The sequence below is a fragment of the Natronoarchaeum mannanilyticum genome (genome assembly GCF_039522665.1).
In the GTDB taxonomy this organism is placed as follows: domain Archaea; phylum Halobacteriota; class Halobacteria; order Halobacteriales; family Natronoarchaeaceae; genus Natronoarchaeum; species Natronoarchaeum mannanilyticum.
In genome coordinates, this window is the sequence record NZ_BAAADV010000003.1 from 189,341 (window position 1) to 210,961 (window position 21,621).

The 21,621-nt window shown below is 68.6% G+C and carries 21 protein-coding genes and 1 other RNA gene; 14 read left to right on the forward strand and 8 right to left on the reverse strand.

Translation table 11 applies throughout. The annotated features are described in order from the left end of the window. Positions 1-50: 50 nt before the first annotated feature. Together thsB and ABDZ81_RS09440 are read left to right on the forward strand one after the other, a co-directional pair. Entirely contained in the window at positions 51-1,709 is a 1,659-nt protein-coding gene (gene thsB, locus ABDZ81_RS09435; RefSeq protein ID WP_343773963.1) for a thermosome subunit beta, read from the forward strand. 257 nt (positions 1,710-1,966) lie between these two features. After that, positions 1,967-2,317, forward strand: coding sequence for a magnetosome magnetite crystal formation protein family (locus ABDZ81_RS09440; RefSeq protein ID WP_343773713.1), 351 nt, complete (start codon positions 1,967-1,969; stop codon positions 2,315-2,317). 112 nt (positions 2,318-2,429) lie between these two features. On the opposite strand, the gene lrp is transcribed toward ABDZ81_RS09440, so the two are convergent. Next, positions 2,430-2,888, reverse strand: a complete 459-nt coding sequence (gene lrp, locus ABDZ81_RS09445; RefSeq protein ID WP_343773714.1) for an HTH-type transcriptional regulator Lrp — start codon at positions 2,886-2,888, stop codon at positions 2,430-2,432. Positions 2,889-3,015: 127 nt separating this feature from the next. On the opposite strand from lrp, the gene glnA reads away from it, so the two are divergent. Continuing rightward, entirely contained in the window at positions 3,016-4,371 is a 1,356-nt protein-coding gene (gene glnA, locus ABDZ81_RS09450; RefSeq protein ID WP_343773715.1) for a type I glutamate--ammonia ligase, read from the forward strand. A 131-nt stretch (positions 4,372-4,502) separates the two neighbouring features. Continuing rightward, positions 4,503-4,857: RNase P RNA component (gene rnpB, locus ABDZ81_RS09455), an RNA gene on the forward strand. A gap of 117 nt (positions 4,858-4,974) precedes the next feature. Here the strand turns inward: rnpB and ABDZ81_RS09460 are convergent. Beyond that, entirely contained in the window at positions 4,975-5,556 is a 582-nt protein-coding gene (locus ABDZ81_RS09460; protein ID WP_343773717.1) for an LURP-one-related/scramblase family protein, read from the reverse strand. Positions 5,557-5,674: 118 nt separating this feature from the next. Between ABDZ81_RS09460 and ABDZ81_RS09465 the strand changes: the two genes are divergently transcribed. Continuing rightward, positions 5,675-5,911 (forward strand): hypothetical protein, encoded by a 237-nt coding sequence (locus ABDZ81_RS09465; RefSeq protein ID WP_343773718.1) that lies wholly within the window; start codon positions 5,675-5,677, stop codon positions 5,909-5,911. Positions 5,912-6,022: 111 nt separating this feature from the next. Then, positions 6,023-8,989, forward strand: coding sequence for an excinuclease ABC subunit UvrA (gene uvrA / locus ABDZ81_RS09470; RefSeq protein WP_343773719.1), 2,967 nt, complete (start codon positions 6,023-6,025; stop codon positions 8,987-8,989). A gap of 72 nt (positions 8,990-9,061) precedes the next feature. Here uvrA and ABDZ81_RS09475 read toward each other — a convergent pair whose 3' ends face one another. Continuing rightward, entirely contained in the window at positions 9,062-9,910 is an 849-nt protein-coding gene (locus ABDZ81_RS09475; RefSeq protein ID WP_343773964.1) for a DMT family transporter, read from the reverse strand. Between the two features lie 589 nt (positions 9,911-10,499). On the opposite strand from ABDZ81_RS09475, the gene ABDZ81_RS09480 reads away from it, so the two are divergent. The 3 genes from ABDZ81_RS09480 to ABDZ81_RS09490 all read left to right on the forward strand — a co-directional run bounded on the left by ABDZ81_RS09480 (position 10,500) and on the right by ABDZ81_RS09490 (position 13,656). Beyond that, positions 10,500-11,165, forward strand: a complete 666-nt coding sequence (locus ABDZ81_RS09480) for a hypothetical protein (RefSeq protein WP_343773720.1) — start codon at positions 10,500-10,502, stop codon at positions 11,163-11,165. A 126-nt stretch (positions 11,166-11,291) separates the two neighbouring features. Continuing rightward, positions 11,292-12,299: a WD40/YVTN/BNR-like repeat-containing protein gene (locus tag ABDZ81_RS09485; RefSeq protein ID WP_343773721.1), complete on the forward strand. Its 1,008-nt coding sequence runs from the start codon at positions 11,292-11,294 to the stop codon at positions 12,297-12,299. A gap of 202 nt (positions 12,300-12,501) precedes the next feature. Continuing rightward, positions 12,502-13,656, forward strand: a complete 1,155-nt coding sequence (locus tag ABDZ81_RS09490) for a geranylgeranyl reductase family protein (protein ID WP_343773722.1) — start codon at positions 12,502-12,504, stop codon at positions 13,654-13,656. A gap of 58 nt (positions 13,657-13,714) precedes the next feature. On the opposite strand, the gene ygfZ is transcribed toward ABDZ81_RS09490, so the two are convergent. Further along, entirely contained in the window at positions 13,715-14,800 is a 1,086-nt protein-coding gene (gene ygfZ, locus ABDZ81_RS09495; protein WP_343773723.1) for a CAF17-like 4Fe-4S cluster assembly/insertion protein YgfZ, read from the reverse strand. 61 nt (positions 14,801-14,861) lie between these two features. After that, positions 14,862-15,158, reverse strand: coding sequence for a DUF6432 family protein (locus ABDZ81_RS09500; RefSeq protein WP_343773724.1), 297 nt, complete (start codon positions 15,156-15,158; stop codon positions 14,862-14,864). Positions 15,159-15,322: 164 nt separating this feature from the next. Here ABDZ81_RS09500 and ABDZ81_RS09505 point away from each other — a divergent pair, with 164 nt between their 5' ends. The 3 genes from ABDZ81_RS09505 (at position 15,323) to ABDZ81_RS09515 (ending at position 17,805) form a co-directional block, all read left to right on the forward strand. Continuing rightward, positions 15,323-16,231, forward strand: a complete 909-nt coding sequence (locus ABDZ81_RS09505; protein WP_343773725.1) for a DUF7093 family protein — start codon at positions 15,323-15,325, stop codon at positions 16,229-16,231. Positions 16,232-16,277: 46 nt separating this feature from the next. Then, positions 16,278-16,670, forward strand: a complete 393-nt coding sequence (locus tag ABDZ81_RS09510) for a DUF5611 family protein (protein WP_343773726.1) — start codon at positions 16,278-16,280, stop codon at positions 16,668-16,670. 130 nt (positions 16,671-16,800) lie between these two features. Next, positions 16,801-17,805, forward strand: a complete 1,005-nt coding sequence (locus ABDZ81_RS09515) for an AI-2E family transporter (RefSeq protein ID WP_343773727.1) — start codon at positions 16,801-16,803, stop codon at positions 17,803-17,805. A gap of 22 nt (positions 17,806-17,827) precedes the next feature. Here the strand turns inward: ABDZ81_RS09515 and ABDZ81_RS09520 are convergent, their stop codons facing one another. The 3 genes from ABDZ81_RS09520 to ABDZ81_RS09530 form a co-directional block, all read right to left on the reverse strand. Continuing rightward, on the reverse strand, positions 17,828-18,118 hold the full coding sequence (locus tag ABDZ81_RS09520) for a HalOD1 output domain-containing protein (RefSeq protein ID WP_343773728.1): 291 nt from the start codon (positions 18,116-18,118) through the stop codon (positions 17,828-17,830). 80 nt (positions 18,119-18,198) lie between these two features. Then, the gene (locus tag ABDZ81_RS09525) at positions 18,199-19,674 is read right to left on the reverse strand and encodes a ribonuclease FAU-1 family protein (protein ID WP_343773729.1); all 1,476 of its coding nucleotides are present in this window, start codon (positions 19,672-19,674) and stop codon (positions 18,199-18,201) included. Beyond that, positions 19,671-20,048: a DUF7532 family protein gene (locus ABDZ81_RS09530; protein WP_343773730.1), complete on the reverse strand. Its 378-nt coding sequence runs from the start codon at positions 20,046-20,048 to the stop codon at positions 19,671-19,673. Before ABDZ81_RS09530 ends, ABDZ81_RS09525 begins: the two co-directional genes overlap by 4 nt. A gap of 206 nt (positions 20,049-20,254) precedes the next feature. On the opposite strand from ABDZ81_RS09530, the gene ABDZ81_RS09535 reads away from it, so the two are divergent. Together ABDZ81_RS09535 and ABDZ81_RS09540 are read left to right on the forward strand one after the other, a co-directional pair. Then, a complete protein-coding gene (locus ABDZ81_RS09535; protein WP_343773731.1) occupies positions 20,255-20,893 on the forward strand; it encodes a MaoC family dehydratase in 639 nt (212 codons plus the stop codon). Between the two features lie 125 nt (positions 20,894-21,018). Beyond that, entirely contained in the window at positions 21,019-21,498 is a 480-nt protein-coding gene (locus tag ABDZ81_RS09540; protein ID WP_343773733.1) for an HTH domain-containing protein, read from the forward strand. The last annotated feature ends 123 nt before the right edge of the window (positions 21,499-21,621 follow it).

The window sequence follows — 21,621 nt, forward strand, 5'->3', positions numbered from 1 at the left end:
GAGTTTATATAGAATCACATTCAATCATTCGACCGACTATGAGCCAGCGAATGCAGCAGGGACAGCCGATGATCGTGATGAGCGAGGACTCCCAGCGCGTCAAGGACCGGGACGCGCAGGACTACAACATCGCCGCCGCGCGCGCGGTAGCGGAGTCCGTCCGCTCGACGCTCGGCCCGAAGGGGATGGACAAGATGCTCGTCGACTCGATGGGCGACGTCACAATCACCAACGACGGCGTCACCATCCTCCAGGAGATGGACATCGACAACCCGACGGCCGAGATGATCATCGAAGTCGCCGAAACGCAGGAGGACGAGGCCGGTGACGGCACCACGACCGCCGTCGCCATCGCGGGCGAGCTCCTGAAGAACGCCGAGGATCTCCTCGAGCAGGACATCCACCCGACGGCGATCATCAAAGGCTTCCACCTCGCGAGCGAGCAGGCCCGCGAGGAGGTCGACGACATCGCCGAGGACGTCGACGCCTCCGACGAGGAGCTGCTTCGCTCGGTCGCCGAGACGTCGATGACCGGCAAGGGCGCCGAGCTCAACAAGGAGCACCTCAGCCAGCTGATCGTCGACGCCGTCCGCCAGGTCACCGTCGAGAACGGGGACGGCGAGAGCGTCGTCGACCTGGAGTTCCTCAAGATCGAGACCCAGACCGGCCGCTCGGCCGGCGATTCCGACCTGCTGGAGGGCGCCGTCATCGACAAAGACCCCGTCCACGACAACATGCCCAGCGAGGCGACCGACGCCGACGTGCTCCTCCTGGACTCCGCGGTCGAGGTCGAGGAGACCGACGTCGACACCGAGGTCAACGTCACCGACCCGAGCCAGCTCCAGCAGTTCCTCGACCGCGAGGAGGACCAGCTCAAGGAGAAGGTCCAGCAGATCGTCGACACGGGCGCCGACGTCGTGTTCTGCCAGAAGGGCATCGACGACCTGGCCCAGCACTACCTCGCGAAGGAGGGCATCCTCGCCGTCCGCCGCGCGAAGAAGTCCGACATCGAGTTCCTCAAGGAGGTCCTGAACGCCAACGTCGTCTCCGACCTCTCCAGCGCCGGCGCCGACGACCTCGGCCACGGCGACGTCACCCGCGACGACGCCGACGAGCTGTTCTACGTCACCGGCGACGACAGCCACGGCGCGACGCTGCTGCTGCGCGGCTCGACCGACCACGTCGTCGACGAGCTCGAACGCGGCGTCAACGACGCGCTCGACGTCGTCGCACAGACCGTCTCGGACGGTCGCGTGGTCGCCGGCGGCGGCGCCATCGAGGTCGAGGTCGCGCGACGCCTGCGCGACTTCGCCGACGGCGTCTCCGGCCGCGAGCAGCTGGCCGTCGAGGCGTACGCCGACTCGCTGGAACTGGTCCCACGCGTGCTGGCCGGCAACGCCGGTCTGGACTCGATCGACACGCTGGTCGACCTGCGCGCCGCCCACGAGGACGGCCAGCAGCGCGCCGGCCTGAACGTGTTCTCCAGCGAGGTCGAGGACACGCTCGACGCCGGCGTCGTCGAGCCCGCACACGCCAAGGAGCAGGCGCTCTCGTCTGCCACCGAGGCCGCGAACCTCGTGCTCAAGATCGACGACATCATCTCCGCCGGCGAGCTGTCGACCGACAAGGGCGACGACGAGCAGGGCGGTCCCGGCGGCGCGCCCGGCGGCATGGGCGGTATGGGCGGCGGCATGGGCGGCATGATGTAAGCGAGGTTCGGAGCGAAGTGAGAACCTCGATGAGTCGAACGGCGAAGCCGTGAGACAAGCTCGGCTCGGAGTGAAGCGAGAGCCGACAAAAAGAGAGCGGGCCTCGCCCGCGAGCAAAGCGAGGCGACGTAGTCGCCTCGGATAGTCGAGCGGCGAAGCCGCGAGACGAGCTCGGTTCGACGCGGATCGCATCACCACCTGCGCGGCGCCGACGCGGATTTCCGACGTTTTTTGATGCCGTGCAAAATTCTGCCTGCATGGGACAGACTGAAACGACCGACGGAGAGACGAGCATCCTCGCCGTCGTCGTTCACCTCTTCGGCCTGTTTTATTCGGTCGTCGGCGCCGGAATCGTCTACCTGCTCGCGAGCGACGAGTTCACAAAGACCAACGCGCGAAACGCGCTCAACTGGCACATATTCTTCCTCGTCGTCGCGACGATACTGGGCGGGCTGGCGCTCGCAGGGCTCGGCGGCGCGCTCGGCGCTCTGCTCGTTCTGGGCGTCGGAGTGTTGGTACTGCTGGATACGGCGTTTTGCATCTGGGCGACGTACAAAGCGGTCGACGGGACCGCGTGGACGTATCCGATCGCCCCCGAGTTCGTCTGAGACGCCCGAAATCGTCGACGCGTCGACGACAACTCCCGGAACGGGCCGCGAGGCGACGCGCAGCTACGGCGTCGAACTGTAGGCAACGAAAAGTGGGAAGTCGGGAGCCGTGCTACTCCTCGACGTCGAGCTCGAACTGCTCGTTCTCGCTGGTCGCGTTGAGCACGACGCTGGTGTTGGACTCCTTGATGTCGGGGTCGGTCAGCAGCGTCTTGATCTGGGCGTTCATCCCGTCGGTGTCCTCGAACTTGCCGATCGCGATGATGTCGTAGCCGCCGGTGACCTCGTAGACGCTGGTCATCTGCTTTTGCTGGTCGAGCCGATCGGTGATGTCGGGCAGGGCGTTCCCCTCGACCTTGAGCTGGATCACCGCGGTGACGTCGAACTCCAGTTCGTTGTAGTTGATCTTGGGCGTGTACCCCTCGATGACGCCGTCCTCTTCGAGGTCGCTGAGGTGGTTCGACACCGTCGTCACCGAGACGTCGAGTTCCTCGGCGAGGCTGCGCAGGCTCGCGCGACCGTCGTCCAACAGTGCATTCACTAGTTTCGCGTCGAGATTTTCGTACGTCATTACCCTACCTCACTCACCCCACCCATTAGAATTTTACGAATATCCACTTTCACGGCGAGGGCGGCATATTTGCGAAGAACGGCAGCCCTTTAGTACCGGGCATCTACGGATACACTGACAACACACCATGACAAGTGGAAGCCTGAGTTCCGCGGAGCAGGACGTACTCGATCGGATCGACGAGGAGGACATCGACTTCCTCCGCCTACAGTTCACCGACATTCTCGGCACTGTGAAGAACGTCTCCGTCCCGGCCCGGCAGGCCGAGAAGGCGTTCACCGAGGGGATCTACTTCGACGGCTCCTCGATCGAAGGGTTCGTCCGCATCCAGGAATCGGACATGCGCCTGGTGCCCGACCCCTCGACGTTCGCCGTCCTCCCGTGGCGCGACACCGAAGACGGACGAGCCGCGCGCCTGATCTGCGACGTCATCGACACGAAGACCGGCGAGCCGTTCAGCGGCGACCCGCGCTCGGTGCTCAAGAGCGTCCTCGAGGAAGCGAAGGAGATGGGCTACACGGTCAACGCCGGCCCCGAACCGGAGTTCTTCGTCTTCGACAAGGACGAGGACGGCCGCGCCACCACCGAGACCCACGACGCCGGCGGCTACTTCGATCTCGCACCGAAGGACCTCGCCTCCGATCTGCGCCGGGAGATCATCTACAACCTCGAAGCGATGGACTTCGAGGTCGAGGCCTCCCACCACGAAGTGGCGGAAGGCCAGCACGAGATCGCGTTCAAGTACGACGACGGGCTCTCGACGGCCGACAACATCGCTACCTTCCGCTCGGTCGTCCGCGCGACCGCAGAGGTCAACGACGTCCACGCGACGTTCATGCCCAAGCCGATCGCCCACATCAACGGCTCGGGGATGCACACGCACCTCTCGCTCTTTACGACCGACGGCGAGAACGCGTTCCACGACACCGACGACGAGTTCAACCTCAGCGAGACCGCCAAGCAGTTCGTCGCCGGCATCCTCGACCACGCGCCCGCGCTGACGGCCGTCTGCGACCCCACCGTGAACAGCTACAAGCGCCTGGTGCCGGGCTACGAGGCGCCCGTCTACATCGCCTGGTCGGACGTGAACCGCTCGGCGCTGATCCGCAAGCCGGCGGCCCGCGCGCCCGCAGCCAGCCGGATCGAGCTGCGCTCGCCCGACCCGTCGTGTAACCCCTATCTCGCGCTGGCCGTCATGGTCAAGGCCGGCCTCGACGGGATCAAGCGCGAGCTGGACTGTCCGGACCCGGTCCGGGAGAACATCTACGAGTTCGACGAGGAGAAACGCGACGAGTACGGCATCGAGACGCTGCCGCCGAACCTCGGCGCCGCCGTCGACGAACTCGAACAGGACGAAGTCATCCAGGACGCGCTCGGCGAGCACGTCTCCGAGAAGTTCATCCAGGCCAAGCAGTCCGAGTACGACGAATACAAGGCAGAGGTTTCCGAGTGGGAGATCGACAGCTACCTCGAGAAGTTCTGAACTCGGCCGTTCGCGAACCGTTTTCCGTTTTTGCCGATCGCCACGAGGTCCAGCAGCGGCGTCCGTCCGCGGTGGCGGCCGACCGCTCCGCCGCGACACCCTTAAACGACGGAGGGGCGTACCGTCGAGTCGGTAGAGAGAGCCCGGCCTCCGCGAGCCCTCCGGGGCGCGTGAGGAAAGTCCCCCCACCGTCCGGGCAGGCGACCGGGCACAAGCCCGGGGCGGGAGACCGCCGGCTCTGGAACAGAAACGACACGTCTCGGCCCGACCGATGCGGTGCGCGACCCCCGAGCGAAAAAGCGATCGCGAACAAGCGACGGGAAGCTAACCCACCCAGGAGTGAGGGTCGAGGATCGATGGAACGGCGAATCCTCGCCGGTGCAAGTCGGCGCCCCGGCGCGCAAGCGCCGCAAGGTAGCCCGGACGCGGGCGCCGACGCTCAGCCGAATGCCGGGAAGAACAGAAGGGGGCTTACTCCTCTCTGCCGGTCTTTCGCTCCCCAGCGACGGCGTCCGACGGAACCATCGTCGAATAGCCGCTACTGACGCCGCTCCGGCGTGACGACGCCACGGCAGAATCGGCGTCACGACGCAGTAACCGGGGTCAGTGGTTCTGGATCGCGTCGATGACCATCGCGGCGGCGACGACCGACTCCTTGGGGACGTCGCTGGCGTCGTCGATCGTGATGTCGTACTTGTCCTTGATCGAGACGTGTCCCGAGATATCGCCGACGTGGTCGCCGTCCTGATCGGTGATCTCGTACTTGTGGGGAATCAGCGCGCCGAAGGGGAGGTAGTGGCGCGCGATGGTCGTCAGCGCGCCCCGGGAGTCGATCTGGGCGATCTTGGCCTCGGTGTCGGCGTCCCGGATCGTCCAGGTGTCCTGAAAGATCGAGTAGTCGTTGTCCAGGATGACGACGTCCTCGCCGGTCTCGGCGTCCGAGAGCACGTAGTTGCCCGCGACGTCGATGATGCCGCCGGCCTTGACGGTGAAGACCTCCTCGCCGTCGGCGTCGACGAACGGGAACTCCTCTTTCATCTTGAACATCTTCTGTTTCCCCCGGAGGACGACGTTGCCGGCCGCGTCGGTGGCCCTGTACTTGTTCCGGATCATCGACTGGACGACCTGGTACTCGCTGTCTGTGAGGTCGATCCCGCTGATCGACCCGTCACCTGCGGTTGCCATGGACGTCGTTTCCCCGCGCATCGCACTTGAATTTTCGCAGTCGTCTCAGTCGCGGTAACGGGGTCGACGGCGGATCGGGACCCGGAACTAAGCGTCCGTCCGTCGTAGTCGGTCGTGCATGACCGAACTCACGGACGACGCGGTCGGGAAGACGGTCGTCGGAGCCAACGGGAAGGAACTGGGCGTCGTCGCCAGCGTCGAAGGTGGAACGGCTCACGTCGATCCGAACCCGAGCCTCGCCGAGCAGGTGATGTCGAAGATCGGCTGGGAGGACGCGGACGACGAGGACTACCGGGTGACGGGGGACATGGTCGACCACGTGGGCGAGGAGGTCGTGCTGCAGGGGGACCTGTAAGTCGGCGTCGGCGAGTGGGCGCCGAGCCGCGTCGCCGCGACGACCACTTTCACCGCGCAAGCATCCGCAACCGACAGCCCTTCATTCGCTTAGCCGCTTGCTGGCCTATAGATGAGCAAGGAGTACATCGAGGTCCGGGGTGCCGAGGAGAACAACCTGAAGGACCTCGACGTCGAGATTCCCCGCGAGCAGTTCAACGTCGTCACCGGGCTGTCCGGCTCGGGGAAGTCCTCGCTCGCGTTCGACACGGTGTACGCCGAGGGCCAGCGACGGTACATCGAGAGCCTGTCGGCGTACGCGCGGAACTTCCTGGGCCAGATGGACAAGCCGAAAGTCGAGACGGTCGAGGGGCTGTCGCCCGCGATCTCGATCGACCAGAAGAACGCGGCGAACAACCCGCGATCGACGGTCGGGACCGTCACCGAACTGCACGACTACCTGCGCCTGCTGTACGCCCGCGTCGGGACGCCACACTGTCCCGAGTGCGGTCAGGAGGTCGGCGAGCAGAGCGCCCAAAATATGGTGTCTCGGCTGCTCGACCTGCCCGAGGGCACGAAAGCCAAGCTCGCGGCGCCGGTCGTCCGCGACCAGAAGGGGGCGTTCGAGGACCTGTTCGACGAACTCGTCTCGGAGGGGTACTCCCGGGTCGAGGTCGACGGCGAGGAACACGACCTCACGATGGACAGGCCGGAACTGGACGAGAACTACGACCACACGATCGACGTGATCGTCGATCGCGTGAAGATATCCGCCGAAGCGCGCTCGCGGATCGCCGACTCCGTCGAGACCGCACTGGAGGAGGCCGAGGGCGTCATGAAGGTGATCCTTCCGAATCCGCCGGAAGACGTCGACGTCGGCGCGACGGCGCGCTCGACGGGCGACCTCGGCGTCGGCGGCGAGAAGGACGACTCGGCCGACGAGCGCCTCGTCGTCGAGTTCTCGGAAGATCTGGCCTGCACGGAGTGCGGCATCGACCTCCCCGAGATCGAGACGCGCTCCTTTTCGTTTAACTCGCCCCACGGCGCCTGCCCGGAGTGCGAGGGGATCGGCGAGACCAAGGAAGTCAGCGAGGACCTGGTCGTGCAAGACCCCTCGAAGCCGCTCAAGCACGTCTTCGAGCCCTGGAGCTACCAGCGATCGTACTACCGGACGCGGCTCGACGCCGTCGCCGAGCACTTCGACGTCTCGCTGGAGACGCCGTTCGAGGACCTGCCCGCGGACGTGCGCGAGCAGTTCCTCTACGGCACCGACGAGCAGGTGCTGTTCAAGCGCCAGACCAAAAACGGCACCCGCCGGAAGCGCAAGCGCTTCGAGGGCGTCGTCCCGAACCTCGATCGTCGGTACGTCGAGACCGACAGCGACGGCACGCGCGAGCACATCGAGGACTACATGTCGGTCACTCAGTGTCCGGCCTGCGACGGCACGCGCCTGAAGGACGCTTCGCGCGCCGTGCTCGTGGACGACACGGGCATCAGCGAGGTCAACCGGATGAGCATCGGCGACGCGCTGGAGCACTTCGAGGGGATGGAAGCGGGCATGAGCGCCCGCGACCGGAAGATCGCCGAGGAGATCCTCAAGGAGATTCGCGCCCGCCTCGGGTTCATGTGCGAGGTCGGCCTGGAGTATCTGACCCTCGATCGCGAGGCCTCGACGCTCTCTGGCGGCGAGAGCCAGCGCATCCGGCTCGCGACCCAGATCGGTTCGGGCCTCGTCGGCGTGCTGTACGTGCTCGACGAGCCCTCGATCGGGCTCCACCAGCGCGACAACGACCGCCTGCTGAGCACGCTCAAGGAACTGCGCGATCTCGGGAACACCCTGCTGGTGGTCGAGCACGACGAGGAGACGATGCGGCAGGCCGACAACGTCATCGACCTCGGCCCCGGCCCGGGCAAGCGCGGCGGCGAGATCGTCGCCCAGGGCGACGCCGAGGAGATCATGGCCGTCGACGAGTCGATCACCGGCGACTACCTCGCCGGCCGCGAGCAGATCCCGGTGCCCGACGAGCGCCGCGAGCCCGAGGGAACGATCACGATCGAGGGGGCGCGCCAGCACAACCTCGCCGACCTCGACGTCGATCTGCCGGTCGGCTGCTTCACCGCGATCACCGGCGTCTCGGGCTCGGGCAAGTCCACCCTGATGCACGACGTGCTGTACAAGGGGCTGGCCCGAGAGATGAACGACAACACGTCGGTCGACCCCGGCGATCACGACGCGATCGAGGGACTCGACGCGATCGAGACGGTGCGCCTGATCGACCAGAGTCCGATCGGCCGGACGCCGCGCTCGAACCCCGCGACCTACACCAGCGTGTTCGACCACATCCGCGAGCTGTTCGCCCAGACCGAGCTCTCGAAGCAGCGGGGCTACGAGAAGGGCCGGTTCTCGTTCAACGTGAAGGGCGGGCGCTGCGAGGAGTGCGGCGGGCAGGGCACCGTCAAGATCGAGATGAACTTCCTCTCGGACGTTCACGTCCCCTGCGAGGAGTGTGACGGCGCCCGGTACAACGACGAGACGCTCGACGTCGAGTACAAGGGCAAGACGATCGCCGAAGTGCTGGAGATGAGCGTCGAGGAGGCCTACGACTTCTTCGAGCACGACTCCCGGATCGAGCGCCGGCTCAAGCTCCTGAAGGACGTCGGCCTCGACTACATGAAGCTCGGCCAGCCCTCGACGACGCTCTCGGGCGGCGAAGCCCAGCGCATCAAACTCGCCGAGGAGCTGGGGAAAAAGCAGACCGGCGAGACGCTGTACCTGCTCGACGAACCCACCACGGGGCTGCACTCGGCCGACGAGCGCAAGCTGATCGACGTGCTCCAGCGCCTGACCGACAACGGCAACACGGTCGTCGTCGTCGAGCACGAGCTCGACCTCGTCAAGAACGCCGACCGCGTGCTCGATCTCGGGCCCGAGGGCGGCGAGCACGGCGGCCGGATCGTCGCCGCGGGGACGCCGGAGGAAGTCGCGCGGAACGACGACTCCCACACCGGTCGCTACCTTCGCGATCTTCTTCCTGACGTCGACCTGAAGGGACCGCGCTCGGACCGCGAGAAGGCGGCAGCGGTCGCGGACGACGACTGAACATCGGCGTCGTTCTCTCGATCGATCGGCGACGCGGCGTCGTCGTTCCCGCCGGCTCCCCGCGACGCGGCGTCACGTCCCGCGATCCTTGCTCACGAGGTAGACGCCGTAGCTCATCACGACGCCGCCGGCGACGAACGCGGTCCCGACCTGCTCGCCGAGAAACGCCGCGCCCAGGGCGGTCCCGACCACCGGCTGGAGGAAAATGAAGACCGCGACGGTGCCGGTGTCGACGTACTCGATCCCCTTGTACCAGAGGTACCAGGCGACGGCCGTCGCCGCCACGCCCAGATAGAGGACGGCGCCGAGCGTCGAGAGCGACCGCGGTAGCTCCGTCGGCGAGATGCCCAGCGCCGTGAGCTCCGCCGCCGCCAGCAGCCCGCACAGCGGCACCGAGAGCGCCGTCGAGTACGCCGCGGTCTCGAGCGCCGAGTAGCGGCGGACGAGCGGCTTCCCCCAGACCGTGTACGCGGCCCAGGTCAGCGCCGCCGCCAGGAGCGCCAGCACGCCCCGGCCGTCGACGCCGGCGACGCTGCCGGCGTGCTCGCCCACCGCGACGACGACCGTGCCCGCGGTCGCCAGCGCCATCCCGACGATCCGGCGTCGCGTGATCGCCTCGCCCAGTACCGCCACGCCGAGGACGACGGTGAACACCGGCGTCACGACGGTCAGCAGCGCGCCCTGACTCGCGGACGTCAGGTCGGTGCCGACGAACCCGGCCGCGGTGGTGCCGGTCACCCAGCACGCCAGCGCGAAAAATCGCGCGGCGTCGCGCCGCGAGAACGTTCGGTCCGAATACTGGTAGCGCACGATCGCCAGCAGCGCGACCGCGCCCACCGAGACGCGCGCGAACCCGAGAGTCAGCGGCGGGATCGTCTCGAACCCCCACTTGCTGACGACGTACATTCCGCCCCACAGCATCGCGGCGGTCAGCGGGGCGAGCGCGAAGACGTACTCGCGCCACCGCTCGACGCCCGCGCGCTCCGTCGGCGCCGCGCCCGCGGTCACGCGGCGCTCACCGACGCTCGGTCCGCGCTCGATCGCCGGTCGGCGCTGCTCGGGAGCGTCCCGGGCGTCGCGTCGCCCGAGATGGCAGGGAGAGAACGTACGGTCAGCATCTGCTCACGTAGGCTGCGGAACACGGGAATGCGTATATCTGCTCTGGAACGGTCGCCCCAATAACTCCGGGGCCGTCCATAGGCGGGTCCCCGGGCCGATCGACCGAAGGCGATCAGAATCTCCGCTCGCCGATCCCGATGGCCGAAATCAACGGGACCGCGTGTATCGCCTGCGGCGCGGAACTCGTCGACGCGGGCGGGACCGTCCACTGCCGCGACTGCGGGTGGAACGAGCGTCACGGCGCCGACTGACGGCGCCGGCACGACCCGAACTCGCCGACGCCGATCCGTTTTCGCCGCCACCGACGAACCGGGAGCCCCCGCGCTACTACTGTTACGTTTGAATTATGAATAGCCAAAGATACTTGCGATCTGGCTACCAATATGGGGCCATGACTCCGATCGAAATCGCGCTCGTCGTCGGCGGGCTCGTGCTCGCGTTCGCCGGTGCGGCGCTGTTCAAGTACACCGTCGCGGCCGTCGGGCTACTGGCCGGCGGCTCGGGCGGCTACCTGCTGGCCAGCGCGGTCGCGCCCGAGCCGATGACGATGGCCGCGGGCGCGCTCGTCGGTGCCCTCGTCGGCGTGTTCCTGCTGTTTTCGGTGATCACGACGGTCGCGATGATCCCCGGGTTCGTGCTGGGATCGTACGTCGCGGCGATGATCGTCGGACTGGAGGGTGGGAACGTCGCCATCAGCACGATCGGGCCGACGATACTGGGCGGCATCGCCGGTGCGGCGATCTGCGGGCTCCTATTCAAGAAGGTGCTCCCGGTCCTCACCGCGCTGCTGGGAGCGGCGCTGGCGACGCAGGCCTGGACGGTCGACGCGTTCACAGAGGCGGCGTCCTCGTTAGATCCCTCACCCGTGCTGATCGAGCCGGGCGTGCCCTTCGCCGCGGTGGCCGTCGCCGGGACGCTCACGCAGTACGGCCTGCTGAAGCTGGGCTGGGCGAAGAAGCTGGGCGCGCCGCTGAAAGGCATCTGGCGTCGCGGCCGCGGGGGGAAGCCCGACTCCGGCGTCGACGCCGAGTCCGACGACGGCGTCACGGGACAGTAGCGGCGTCGAGTTCAGTTCCCGCGACCGGCCGGCAGCGTCGTTCGATGCGCGCTCTTTCTGTTGGGCTCCGTTCGGTCGGCCTCGATCGGGTGACCACTCATGTGGATGCGGGACGAACGTGAACGCATGACAGTGTACGCGGCCATGCGGGACGGTGTGCTCGCAACCGAAAGCGACGACGGGGAGTGGCGAACGACCGAGGGCCTCGTCGAGCACCGGATCGAGTGCCTCGACGCGGCGGCCGAACACGCCTTCTGCGGGACGTTCGAATCCGGGCTGCACCGGACGATCGACGGCAGGTCCTGGGAGCGCGTCGGCGCCGAGTCGCTGCCCGACGCCGTCACCGCGGTCCGGGTCAGTCCGCACGACCCGCGAGAGGTGTGGGTCGGAACCGAACCCAGCCGACTGTTCAAATCGCCCGATGCGGGCAAGACGTGGCGCGAGCTGCCGGCGCTGACGAGCCTCCCCTCGGCCGACGAGTGGTCGTTCCCGCCCCGCCCCTCGACACATCACGTGCGCTGGATCGAGCTCGATCCGACGGATCCCGAGCGCGTATACGTCGGGATCGAGGCGGGCGCCCTGCTGGTCAGCGAGGACGGCGGCGAGACGTGGACCGACCGGCCGGAGGGGTCTCGGCGGGACAACCACGCGCTCGCCACCCATCCCGACGCGCCCGGCCGCGTCTACTCGGCGGCCGGCGACGGTTACGCAGAGTCGACCGACGGCGGGCTGGCGTGGGAGCACCCGCAGGAAGGGTTAGAGCACCGCTACGTCTGGAGCGTCGCCGTCGATCCGGGCGACCCCGACACGGTGCTCGTCGCGGCGGCCAGCGGCGCCAACAGCGCTCACCGCGTCGGGGAGTCCTACGTCTACCGGAAGCGAGGCGGAGGCGAGGACGCCGCGTGGCGCCGCATCGGCGACGAGTACGATTCCGGTGCGGGACTACCGACCGGGCAGGGAACCTACCGGTACGTGCTGTCGGCCGGCCGCGAGGCGGGCGAGTTCTGGGCGCTCTCGAACACCGGACTGTTCCGCACCGCGGACGCGGGCGACAGCTGGGAGCGCGTGGGCGTCGCGTGGCCCGATCGATTCGACGACGCGACGGCCCGCGGGCTGGCCGTGGTCGGCGAGTGAGACCGACGGGAATGGCGAACAGACGGCACGGGCGACGATCCGCGGAAGGGAGTGCCGTACGATCGCGGGCCCCTCCGCGGCGAAGCTCAGAGCACGCCGGAGCGTCGCCTCGGCTTCGGATATAAACGTGCGGCGCCGTTCGGCCGTCGGCCTCGAAATCGAGAAGGTATTTACTCGCGCGGCCTGACACACCGGACCGGAGATGCACGATTTCGCCGTCGTCGGCTGCGGACCCCCCGGAGCGCGGTTCGCCCGGCGAGCCGCCGAGGAGGGGTACGACGTGGTCGCCTTCGAGAAGGGACGGGTCGGCGAGCCGCTGGCCTGTTCGGGCCACGTCAGCACCGACGTCTGGGGGTTTACTGGGCCGGACGCGCGCGACGAGCTGTTTCAAAATCGCGTCCGCGGGGCCCGATTCCACGTCGCCGGAGCGGCGGAGAACGGGGACAGCGGTCGGAACGGCAACGCCGACGAGCGCGCGCGCAAAGGCGGCCCGCAGTTCGATGCCGAAGACTCGCACCCGTTCTACAAGGACGAGACGGTCTCGAACGTGATCGACCGCGTCGGACTGGATCGACACCTCGCCGACCTCGCTCGCGACGCCGGCGCCGACGTTCGCGAGCGCCACACCGTCACCGGCGTCGACGAGTACGAGGATCGCGTCGAGCTGACGGTCAAGTCGCCCGAAGGAACAGAGACGGTCGCGGCGAAGATGGTCGCGGGGGCCGACGGTCCGCGGTCGCGCGTGCGCGACGAGCTCGGCCTCCCCGAACCCGGCGAGTTGCTCCACGGCGTGCTGGGGTTCGACCCTGCACCGGACCACCAGGACTTCGTCGACGTCCACCTCTCGGCGCCGCGCTTTTTCGCGTGGCGCATCCCCCGGGGCGACGCCGGCGTGGAGTACGGTCTGGCTGCGCCGCCGGGCGACGGCGTCCGCGACCTGTTCGAGGAACTGCAGGCGGGCTACGGCGTCGAACTCGAAAACCGGTGTTCGGGCGCGATCCCGATCGGCCCACCCGAGACGGTCACCTCGCGGCGCGGGTTCCTGCTGGGCGACGCCGCGGCCCAGACGAAGCCGTTCACCGGCGGCGGCATCCTCTACGGCATGACCGCGGCCGACCACGCCGTCGAACGGATCGATCCGGACTGGCCGCCGACGCTCGCCGACTACGAGAGCGCGTGGCGCGACGACCTGTCGCGGGAGATCCGGCTCGGACATCTGCTTCGCCGGGCGTACTCGCTGCCCGAGCCGGTCCAGCGGCTGGGTCTGGGTGCGCTCTCGGGCGAGATCGGCGTCCACATGGACCGGCCGACCTCGCTGTTCTCGCGCGAGCAGCTGAAAGCGTGGTTGACGTCCTGAACGAGGCTGATGTCCCGAGCGTGGCTGGCGTCCCGATCGGTCGCGAAAAGAGCGACGGTCAGTACGACGGCAGCCGGGCGGATCGATCAGTTCCCTCGTAGAACGGTAGTTCGACCGGCGTCGCGGCGACCTCCTCGCCGCCGACGCGGACCGTCAGGTCGGCATCGGCGCCGACGCCGAACTCCACCAGCGCGAACGCGATCGGCTCGCCGACGGTCGGGCTGTCGACCGCCCGCGTGATCTCGCCGACGGCGCTGTCGCCGTCGAACACGGCCGCGCCGCCTTCGGGAACCGTCTCGCAGGTCAGCCCGACGAGGCGCTTGCTCGGCCGCCCCTGATTCTCGACGCGCGAGACGACCTCCTGGCCGACGTAGCAGCCCTTCTCGAAGTCCAGCGCGTTCCGGAGTCCGACGACGTTGGGAATGTTGCCTTCGAGTTCGGTCTCGAACAGCGGCGTCCCCGCCTCCAGCGTGAGCGCGTCCCAGGCGTCGTAGCCGACCGGCGCGGCGTTCATCCCCTGGGTTTCGAGGATCTCGTAGACGTCGTCGGCGTCGTCGGCCGCGACGACGACCTCGTACCCCTCGTCGCCGGTCGGCGCGTCCGTCCGGAGCACGCTGACGCCGACGTCGCCCATCGACCCGCGGACGAACGTAAGCTGCTGGTCGGGCGTGCTCGACCCGTTGAGCACGCTGGCGACCTTCTCGGTGGCTTTCGGGCCGTGGACGCCGAACACGGCGAACTCGTCGGTCGCCTCGCGGATCTCGACGTCCTGGACGAACACCTTCTCGCTCCAGTCCTCCGCGAGCGGGCCGGCGCGCCGGGGCGGCGTGAAGAGTAGCAGGCGCTCGCCGGCGTTGTACACGTACATGTCCGTCTCGACGCCGCCCTGCGGGTCGAGCACGAGCGCGTACGACCCCTCGCCGTCGGCGTCGGGCACGCGGTTCGAGACGACGTTGTCGACGTAGTCGACGCGGTCGGATCCCTCGACCACGACGACGCCGTAGGCCATCTCGATCAGCCCGACGACGTTCCGGACCGCCCGCTGTTCGCGCTCGGGGCGCCCGAAGTTGCGGACGACGCGCCGGCCGCCGCGCTCGCCGAAAACGGCGCCGTGATCCTCGTGGACCGGGCCGATAACTGTCATGGGTGGTACTCCGCACCCTGTCCGAAAAAGGCTCGCGCTTCAGAACGGTGGTCGCTCGGCGTCAGAACGGGAGCCGCTCGCGAAGTTCCTCGTAGAACGATCGGTTCCCGTCGGCCTCCTCGGGGTCGGGAACGACGTGGTCGGCCGGCTTGATCACTGTACGATCAGCCTCGTTTTCGACGTCGATCAGCCCGTCGTCCTTGAGCGATTCCAGCGCCCCTTCCATGTCGTGGATGCTCACGTCCGCGTGCGACCGGAGCTCGAACACCGTCATGCCGTCGTCGGGCCGGTCGACGAGGGCGTCGAGCACCTCGACCTCGGTCGCGTCCCGGTCGCGGTACTCCCGCCGTACTCTCATGTCTGGTACATACCTCCCCTGTGGTTTTACCTTATTCCAAGTTTCTTGATATTTTCGGCGGCGCCGACGCTCCGTACCGCGACGCGGATCGGGTGCGACGCCGAGCCGGCGCCGGAACGCGGCCAGCGGCAACTTTTTACGGCCCGGTTGGGTAGGCGATGGCAATGGGTCTCAGGTGTTCGCTTCTCGGACACAGCTTCGGCGACAGCGAGGTCGAGCGAGAGCGAGAGGAACAGGGCAGCGAGGTGGTCGTGACGATCCGCGAGGAGCAGACGTGTTCGCGGTGCGGGAAGACGAAGCTCGTCAGCGAGAACAAGGAAGTGACGTCGCTGGCGGCCCGGCAGGGCGGGGGCGGAGCGTCGGACGCGTCGGCGGGCGGTGAGGACGCCGGCGCGGACGCTGCCGTCGAGAGTAACGGTCCCGCGGCGGGTGACGCCGGAAGCGAGGACGCTGTCGACGCCGACGGTGAGACGGTCGCCGCCGGCGACGGCCGGGACGCCGAGATCATCGATGATGGGCCCGACGACACCGTGCCCGAGGCCACCCGCGAGGCGGCGTCGGTCGCGGAGGGCGACGACGAGGCCGCGAGCGATCCCGAGAACCCGGTCGAACCGGAGACGGATCCCGAGGACGACGCGGTGATCCTCGACGAGGACGAGGAGGAGAACTCCGAACCGAGCGAGCGCGAGCACGGCGAGTGGCCCGACGCCGACGACACCCGGCGGAGCGACGACGCCGAGGGCACATCCCAGAAGTGGCCGGACGCCGACGGCGAGGACGAGGGGTTCGACGCCGAACCCACCAGCGGCGAGCCCGACGACGTCGAGTTCGGCGGCGGGTTGACTCCCGAAGCCGAGGGAACGCCGGAGGGCGAAGGACAGATGGTCGAGAGCGCCGACACCGGGTTTACCAGCGCCGACAGCGCGCCCTCGCCGGTCGACGCCGACCGCGAGCGCGAGACGACCGAGTACGTCTGCCCGGAATGCGGCCACACCGCGGCCGGCACCGGCACGTCGCTGCGGGCGGGCGACATCTGCCCGGAGTGCCGCCGCGGCTACATCGCCGAACGCTGACGGCCAAGCGTAACCGGTAAATCAGCCCCGACCGATTCCACCAACCATGAAGGAGTACAAGATGCGACGCGGCGAGCACCTCGAGGATCGGATCCCGGACATGGAGTCGACCGTCGAAGACTACTTCGGCGAGATCACCGACACCCAGGAGTTCAAGGGCAACGACCTCTACGTCGTCGAGGATCCGGACAACCCCGTCTTCCAGCGGATCGTCGCCGGAACATCCGAATACAGCGGCAAGAAGAACAAGCTCGCGGTCCACTTCGAGGAGCGCGACGCAGAGGACGTCATCGCGGAGGGCAACGCCGACGCCGCCGCCGACGCGGTCGACGCCAAGAACGACTTCCTGCTGGAAGCCACGGGACGGGACGCCAAGGCCCGACGCGACTCGATGAAGCGCGCCGTCGAGGACGATCCCGACCACGACGTCGACGCCTGATCGTCGGTCAATTCTCTCTCGAACCCGCAGTTTAGCGGCTGCGCCGTAGGATCGACGCACCGCACGGCCAGCCGCTGGTGCCCGCGCGCCACCCCAACGAATTCCACGCGCGACGTGGACGGGGACAGTGATGGACGCTCGTACGGCGTTCGCGTGGGCGCTGGTCGCCGCGCTCGCGGCGATCACGTGGCTGCTCGTCGAGCCGTTTCTCTCGTGGCTGCTCCTGACGGGACTGCTCGCGGTCGTTCTGCACCCGATCCACCGGCGGCTGGCACCGCGGATCGGCGCGCGCGTCTCGGCGGGACTGCTGGCGGTCGGCGTCGCGGTGCTGACCGTCGCGGCGATCGCGGCGGGCGGCACGCTCGCGATCCAGCGGGGCGCCGAACTCCTCGAAGGCGTCTCGCGGTCGGACCTCGTGGCGCGAGCCGATCGGCTGCTCGCGCAGTACGTCGGCGCGGGCATCGCCGTCGAACCGCTCGCGGAGCGCGCGGCCGACCGACTGACGAGCTCCGTCGGCGGGAGCGCCACCTCGATCGCGAGCGCCGGGCTCCACGCCTTTATCGGATTCCTGCTGCTGACGTTCGTGCTGTACTACCTGCTGAAAGACGGCCGCCGGTTCGTCGCGTGGCTCGAACGCGTGACGCCGCTCGCGCCGGACGTGCGCGACGAGCTGTTCGCCGCGGCCGACGACATGACCTGGGCCGTCCTGAAGGGCCACGTACTGGTCGCCGCGGTCCAGGGCGCCGTCGCCGGCGTCAGCCTGTTCGTCACCGGCGTCCCACAAGCGGGGGTGCTCACGGCCGCGATGATGGTTCTGGCGCTGATCCCGGTGATCGGCGTCGCGCCCGTGCTCGGTGGCGCGGTCGTCTTCCTCTTCGCGAGCGGGCGGGTGCTGGGCGCCGCGTTCGTGATCGTCTGGGGGTTCACGTCGGTCGCGATCACCGACGACTACCTGCGCGCGTACCTGATCGACCGCCAGTCGGACATGCACTCGGCGGTCATCTTCGTCGGCATCGTCGGCGGCACGTACCTGCTCGGCCCGATCGGACTGTTCGTCGGGCCGATCCTGATCGGGCTGTTCAAGGTGACCGTCGAGGTGCTCGGCGTCCACTACGGCGTGATTCGACGAGCGTGACCCTCGCCGACGGGAATCGGCGTCAGCCGACTTTTACGAACCGGACGCTGCCGTCCTGCTCGATCGTGATCCGGTAGCCCTCGTAGGTGAACTCGACGACGAGCTGGGCCTCCTGCGACGGCGGGTCCGAGAAAACGTGTTCGATCACCCCGTCGATGCAGCCGTACATCGTCGTCAGGTCGGCCGGATCCTCACCTTCGAGTTCGGCGACGATCTCCGCGATCTGCACGCCGGGGTTCTCGCGATCGGGATCGAGCCGCCGGTCGACGATCTCCTCTCCGTGTGTATCGGTCGTTTGGTCCGAATCACTCATCCCGTCGTAACCGTCGACCGCGTCCCTCAAATTAGGCCGGGGGAGTTGCCGCGCGTCGGACAGTAACCTGCCGGCGCGGGCTAGAGTGCGTTCTCGACGGCGCCGGCGACGCTCCGGGCCTTCTCGGCGAGTTCCTCGGAGACGTAGCCCGTCTCAACCGCCTCCGCGAGCTCGTCGGCGTCGACCCGCTCGACCTCGCCGTCGGGGCGCCTGACGACGTCGACGTACAGGTCGACGTAGCGGGCGACCGAGGGGAACAGCTCGACCGGCGTGCAGACGTTGACGTACGTTCCCTTGCGCTCGCCGTCCTCGCCCCGGTACACCGTCGGATACCACCAGCGACCCTCCTGGAGCTTCGTGACGGCGACGTCGCCCGGCTCGCGCTCGGTGCCGATGGCGTCGTACGTACCCGACGAGCTGATCTCGCGGCGCAGCGTCAGCGCCCCGTCGTCGTCGCGCTCCGTGACCTCGCCGCGCCCGAGCGTGATGAGTCGGCCGTCGGGCTTGCCGTGGCCCAGCGCGATCCGGTCGCCCTCCCGCGGGCCGAACTGGTCGGCGACGGCGCCGAAGGGAAACTCGCCGACGGGGAACTCACCGGACGTCGCGCAGACCGCCTCGACGAAGTCGACCGCGTCGCTGGCCGACCGCGCGGCGGCCTTCGTGCGGTGGTGGCCCGGCATCGTCGTCGTCACGTCGCGGCGCCGCCCGTCGAGCGCGAACCGCGACTCGCGACCGAACCAGACCCACGCGGTCGCCTGCGGGGCGACAACTCTCCGCGGCGCAACCCCCTCCGACGGCGACGACGACAGCGTCTCCTCCATCGACTCGGCGCGCTCGACGGCTCGCGAGAGCGCGGAACCGAGCGCGTCCATCTCGGCGTCGGCGGCGTCGCGCTCCCAGCGCACGCCCCAGCCGTCGGGCGCCTCGGCGGGCAGGAGGTCGGTCGTCCGGACGAGTTCGGTGCCGCGCTCGCCGCGGGCGTCGGCGCTGGCGCCCTCCTCGCCGCGCACGAGCGAGACGAGCTCGCCCGGCACCTCGATATCGGTCCCGAGCAGCGGCCGGTCGTCGCCCCACGGCGCCGCCGGTTCGCGGACCTGGACGCGCAGGCTGTCGCCCTCGTCGACGTAGCCGTCGGCGTCGTCGAACGGGAGAAAGCCCTCGGCGTCGACGTCGGGCGCGCGGGCGTCCAGCTCCGGCGTCGCGGGGGTTTCCGAATCGCCAGCCAGTTCGACGACGGCGCCGCTGCCGAGCGTCCGCGAGACGACGCCGTCGAACACCGCGCCGCGCGGGGCTCGGGCGGACCAGACCATCGCATCCCGCGCGAGTTCGTCGGTCAACAGGCCGACCAGCTCCGACACCGCGTCAGGATCGCCGCTGACGCCGACGCCCTGCCGGTCGTCGGTGTCCGCGATACCGGCGGCCGCCGGCGCCGCGGCGAGGTCGGCGTCGAACCGCTCGCGGATCGGCGGCGACGCCTGAACGACCTCGTGGTCCGCATCCAGGAGGAGCCGCGTCAGCGCGGTCGAGTAGATGCCGCGCAGCCGAACCGCCGTCATCGGAGCCGCTCGCGATCCGGCGCGAACTGCACGCGGTCGTTGATCGTCGGTCCGAGCGTCAGCTCGACGAGGTCATCCTCGAGCACGCGGCCGTCCTCGACGTACGCGCCCCACGAGTCGAAGCGCAGCCAGCCCCGCATATCGTCGGCGTGAGTCGTCAGATCGAGGTACTCGACGGTGTGTTCGGGGAAGTCGCTGGCGCTGTGGGCCATCTCCATATCCGAGTAGAGCGTGTCCGCGGCCTGGAAAAAGGCCTCCAGCTCGGCGGCCGTCTCGGCGGTCTCCTCGACGACGAGCTCCGAGGCGCGCCGCAGTTCGTCGGCGTCGAGGCCGACCTCGCGCAGCGCGCGCTGTGTCCGCTGGTCGAAGTGCATACCGGGAAGTTCGGGCCCCGGGGTTTTGAGCGTGACGAGCGCGCCGCTCCGGGCACCTGTGCGAGCGGTCGGAACCAAAGCGTTTGGGGACAAACACATGACGGTTGCCCGCGTAGGGCACCTGTGAACGTTCCCCAGGCTTCGAGTGCCGGCGGTTCGGGGGTATCGACTCACGGAGTGAACCGGTCCGCGGGGGGTGGCGCGCCATGAGCGGGAACGACGCCGACGCGGAGGTAGCCGATCCGATGGCGATCGGCCAGCAGTGGACCGACGCCTCCCGTCACGCCGTAAATAGCTACGTCGAGGCGAACAACGCCCTGTTCGCCGCGATGGGGATCGACCGGGAGTCCGGGGAGGCGGACTGCGAACGGACGGACGCGCCCGTCGCCGAGGTCGCCTTCGGCGACGCCGGCTGGTCGATGGAGCGAACGACCGACGAGTACGACGAGCTGGGCGTCGGCGACTACGTCCGCTTTTCCAAGCCGCTCGTCGAGCGCGACGTCAACGCCTTCGCGCAGGCCAGCGGCGACACGAACCGCCTCCACCTCGAAGACGTGTTCGCCGACGGGACGCGGTTCAAGGGCCGCATCGTCCACGGGACGCTCGTCGCGGGGACGATCAGCGCCGCGCTGGCGCGCCTCCCCGGACTGACGATCTACCTCTCGCAGGATCTGGAGTTCAACGCGCCGGTGCGGATCGGCGAACGGGTCACCGCCGAGTGCGAGATCGTCGAGGACCTCGGCGAGCACCGCTACCGGCTCGCGACAGCGGTGTACGACGAGGACGACGAGGCGGTCATCGACGGCGAGGCGGTCGTGCTGATCGACGAGCAGCCGGACGTGTAGGCGGGACGCCGTCACGACGCCGTGCAGCGATTGCGACTGTCGGCGTAGAGCGACCGTACCGGCGTCGACCGGGATCGCTGAAAGGACTTTACGCGAATTTCTCGTAGCTCTAGTTAGAGACTACCATGGAGAATATCGATCGACCGCTCGAACTGGACGTGTACATGCGAGCGTTCGCCCCCGACGCCGCCCGGCGCCGGCAGGAGGCGATGCTCGAACGGATGCGCGAGCTCCGCGATCGGGGGACGGCCGAGGCGGTGTCGGTGACCCGCTGGAGCAACCAGGTGTCCGTCAGCCCGGCGCGGGACCGCGACCCGCCCGTCGGCGTCGAGACGTACCGGGAACTCGACGCGGCGACCGACGGGACCGAGCTCTCGATCGAGCCGTTCTTCCGCGAGCGCTCGGGCGCCGGCGGGGATCGCACGGTGCTCAGCCTCCCGGTGCTGTGCGTGGCGATCCGGCGCGACGGCGAGATCACCGGCGTCTACCCTTCCTCGGCGCCGGACGGCTCCTACAGCGTCACCGACTGCCTGGACGCGCTGGCGGCCGGCGACGACGTCGAGAACCTCGCGGAGGACGTCGTGCTCGACCCCGAACCCGTGTAGCGACGGGACGACTCCGCACCCGCTCGGGTCGGCGCGGGCGCCGCGGCGTCCCCGGCGTCCCCGGCGTCGCGATGCCGGTGCGCCCTCGGCGTCGCGCCGTCGCCACGATGTCGACGCGCCCTC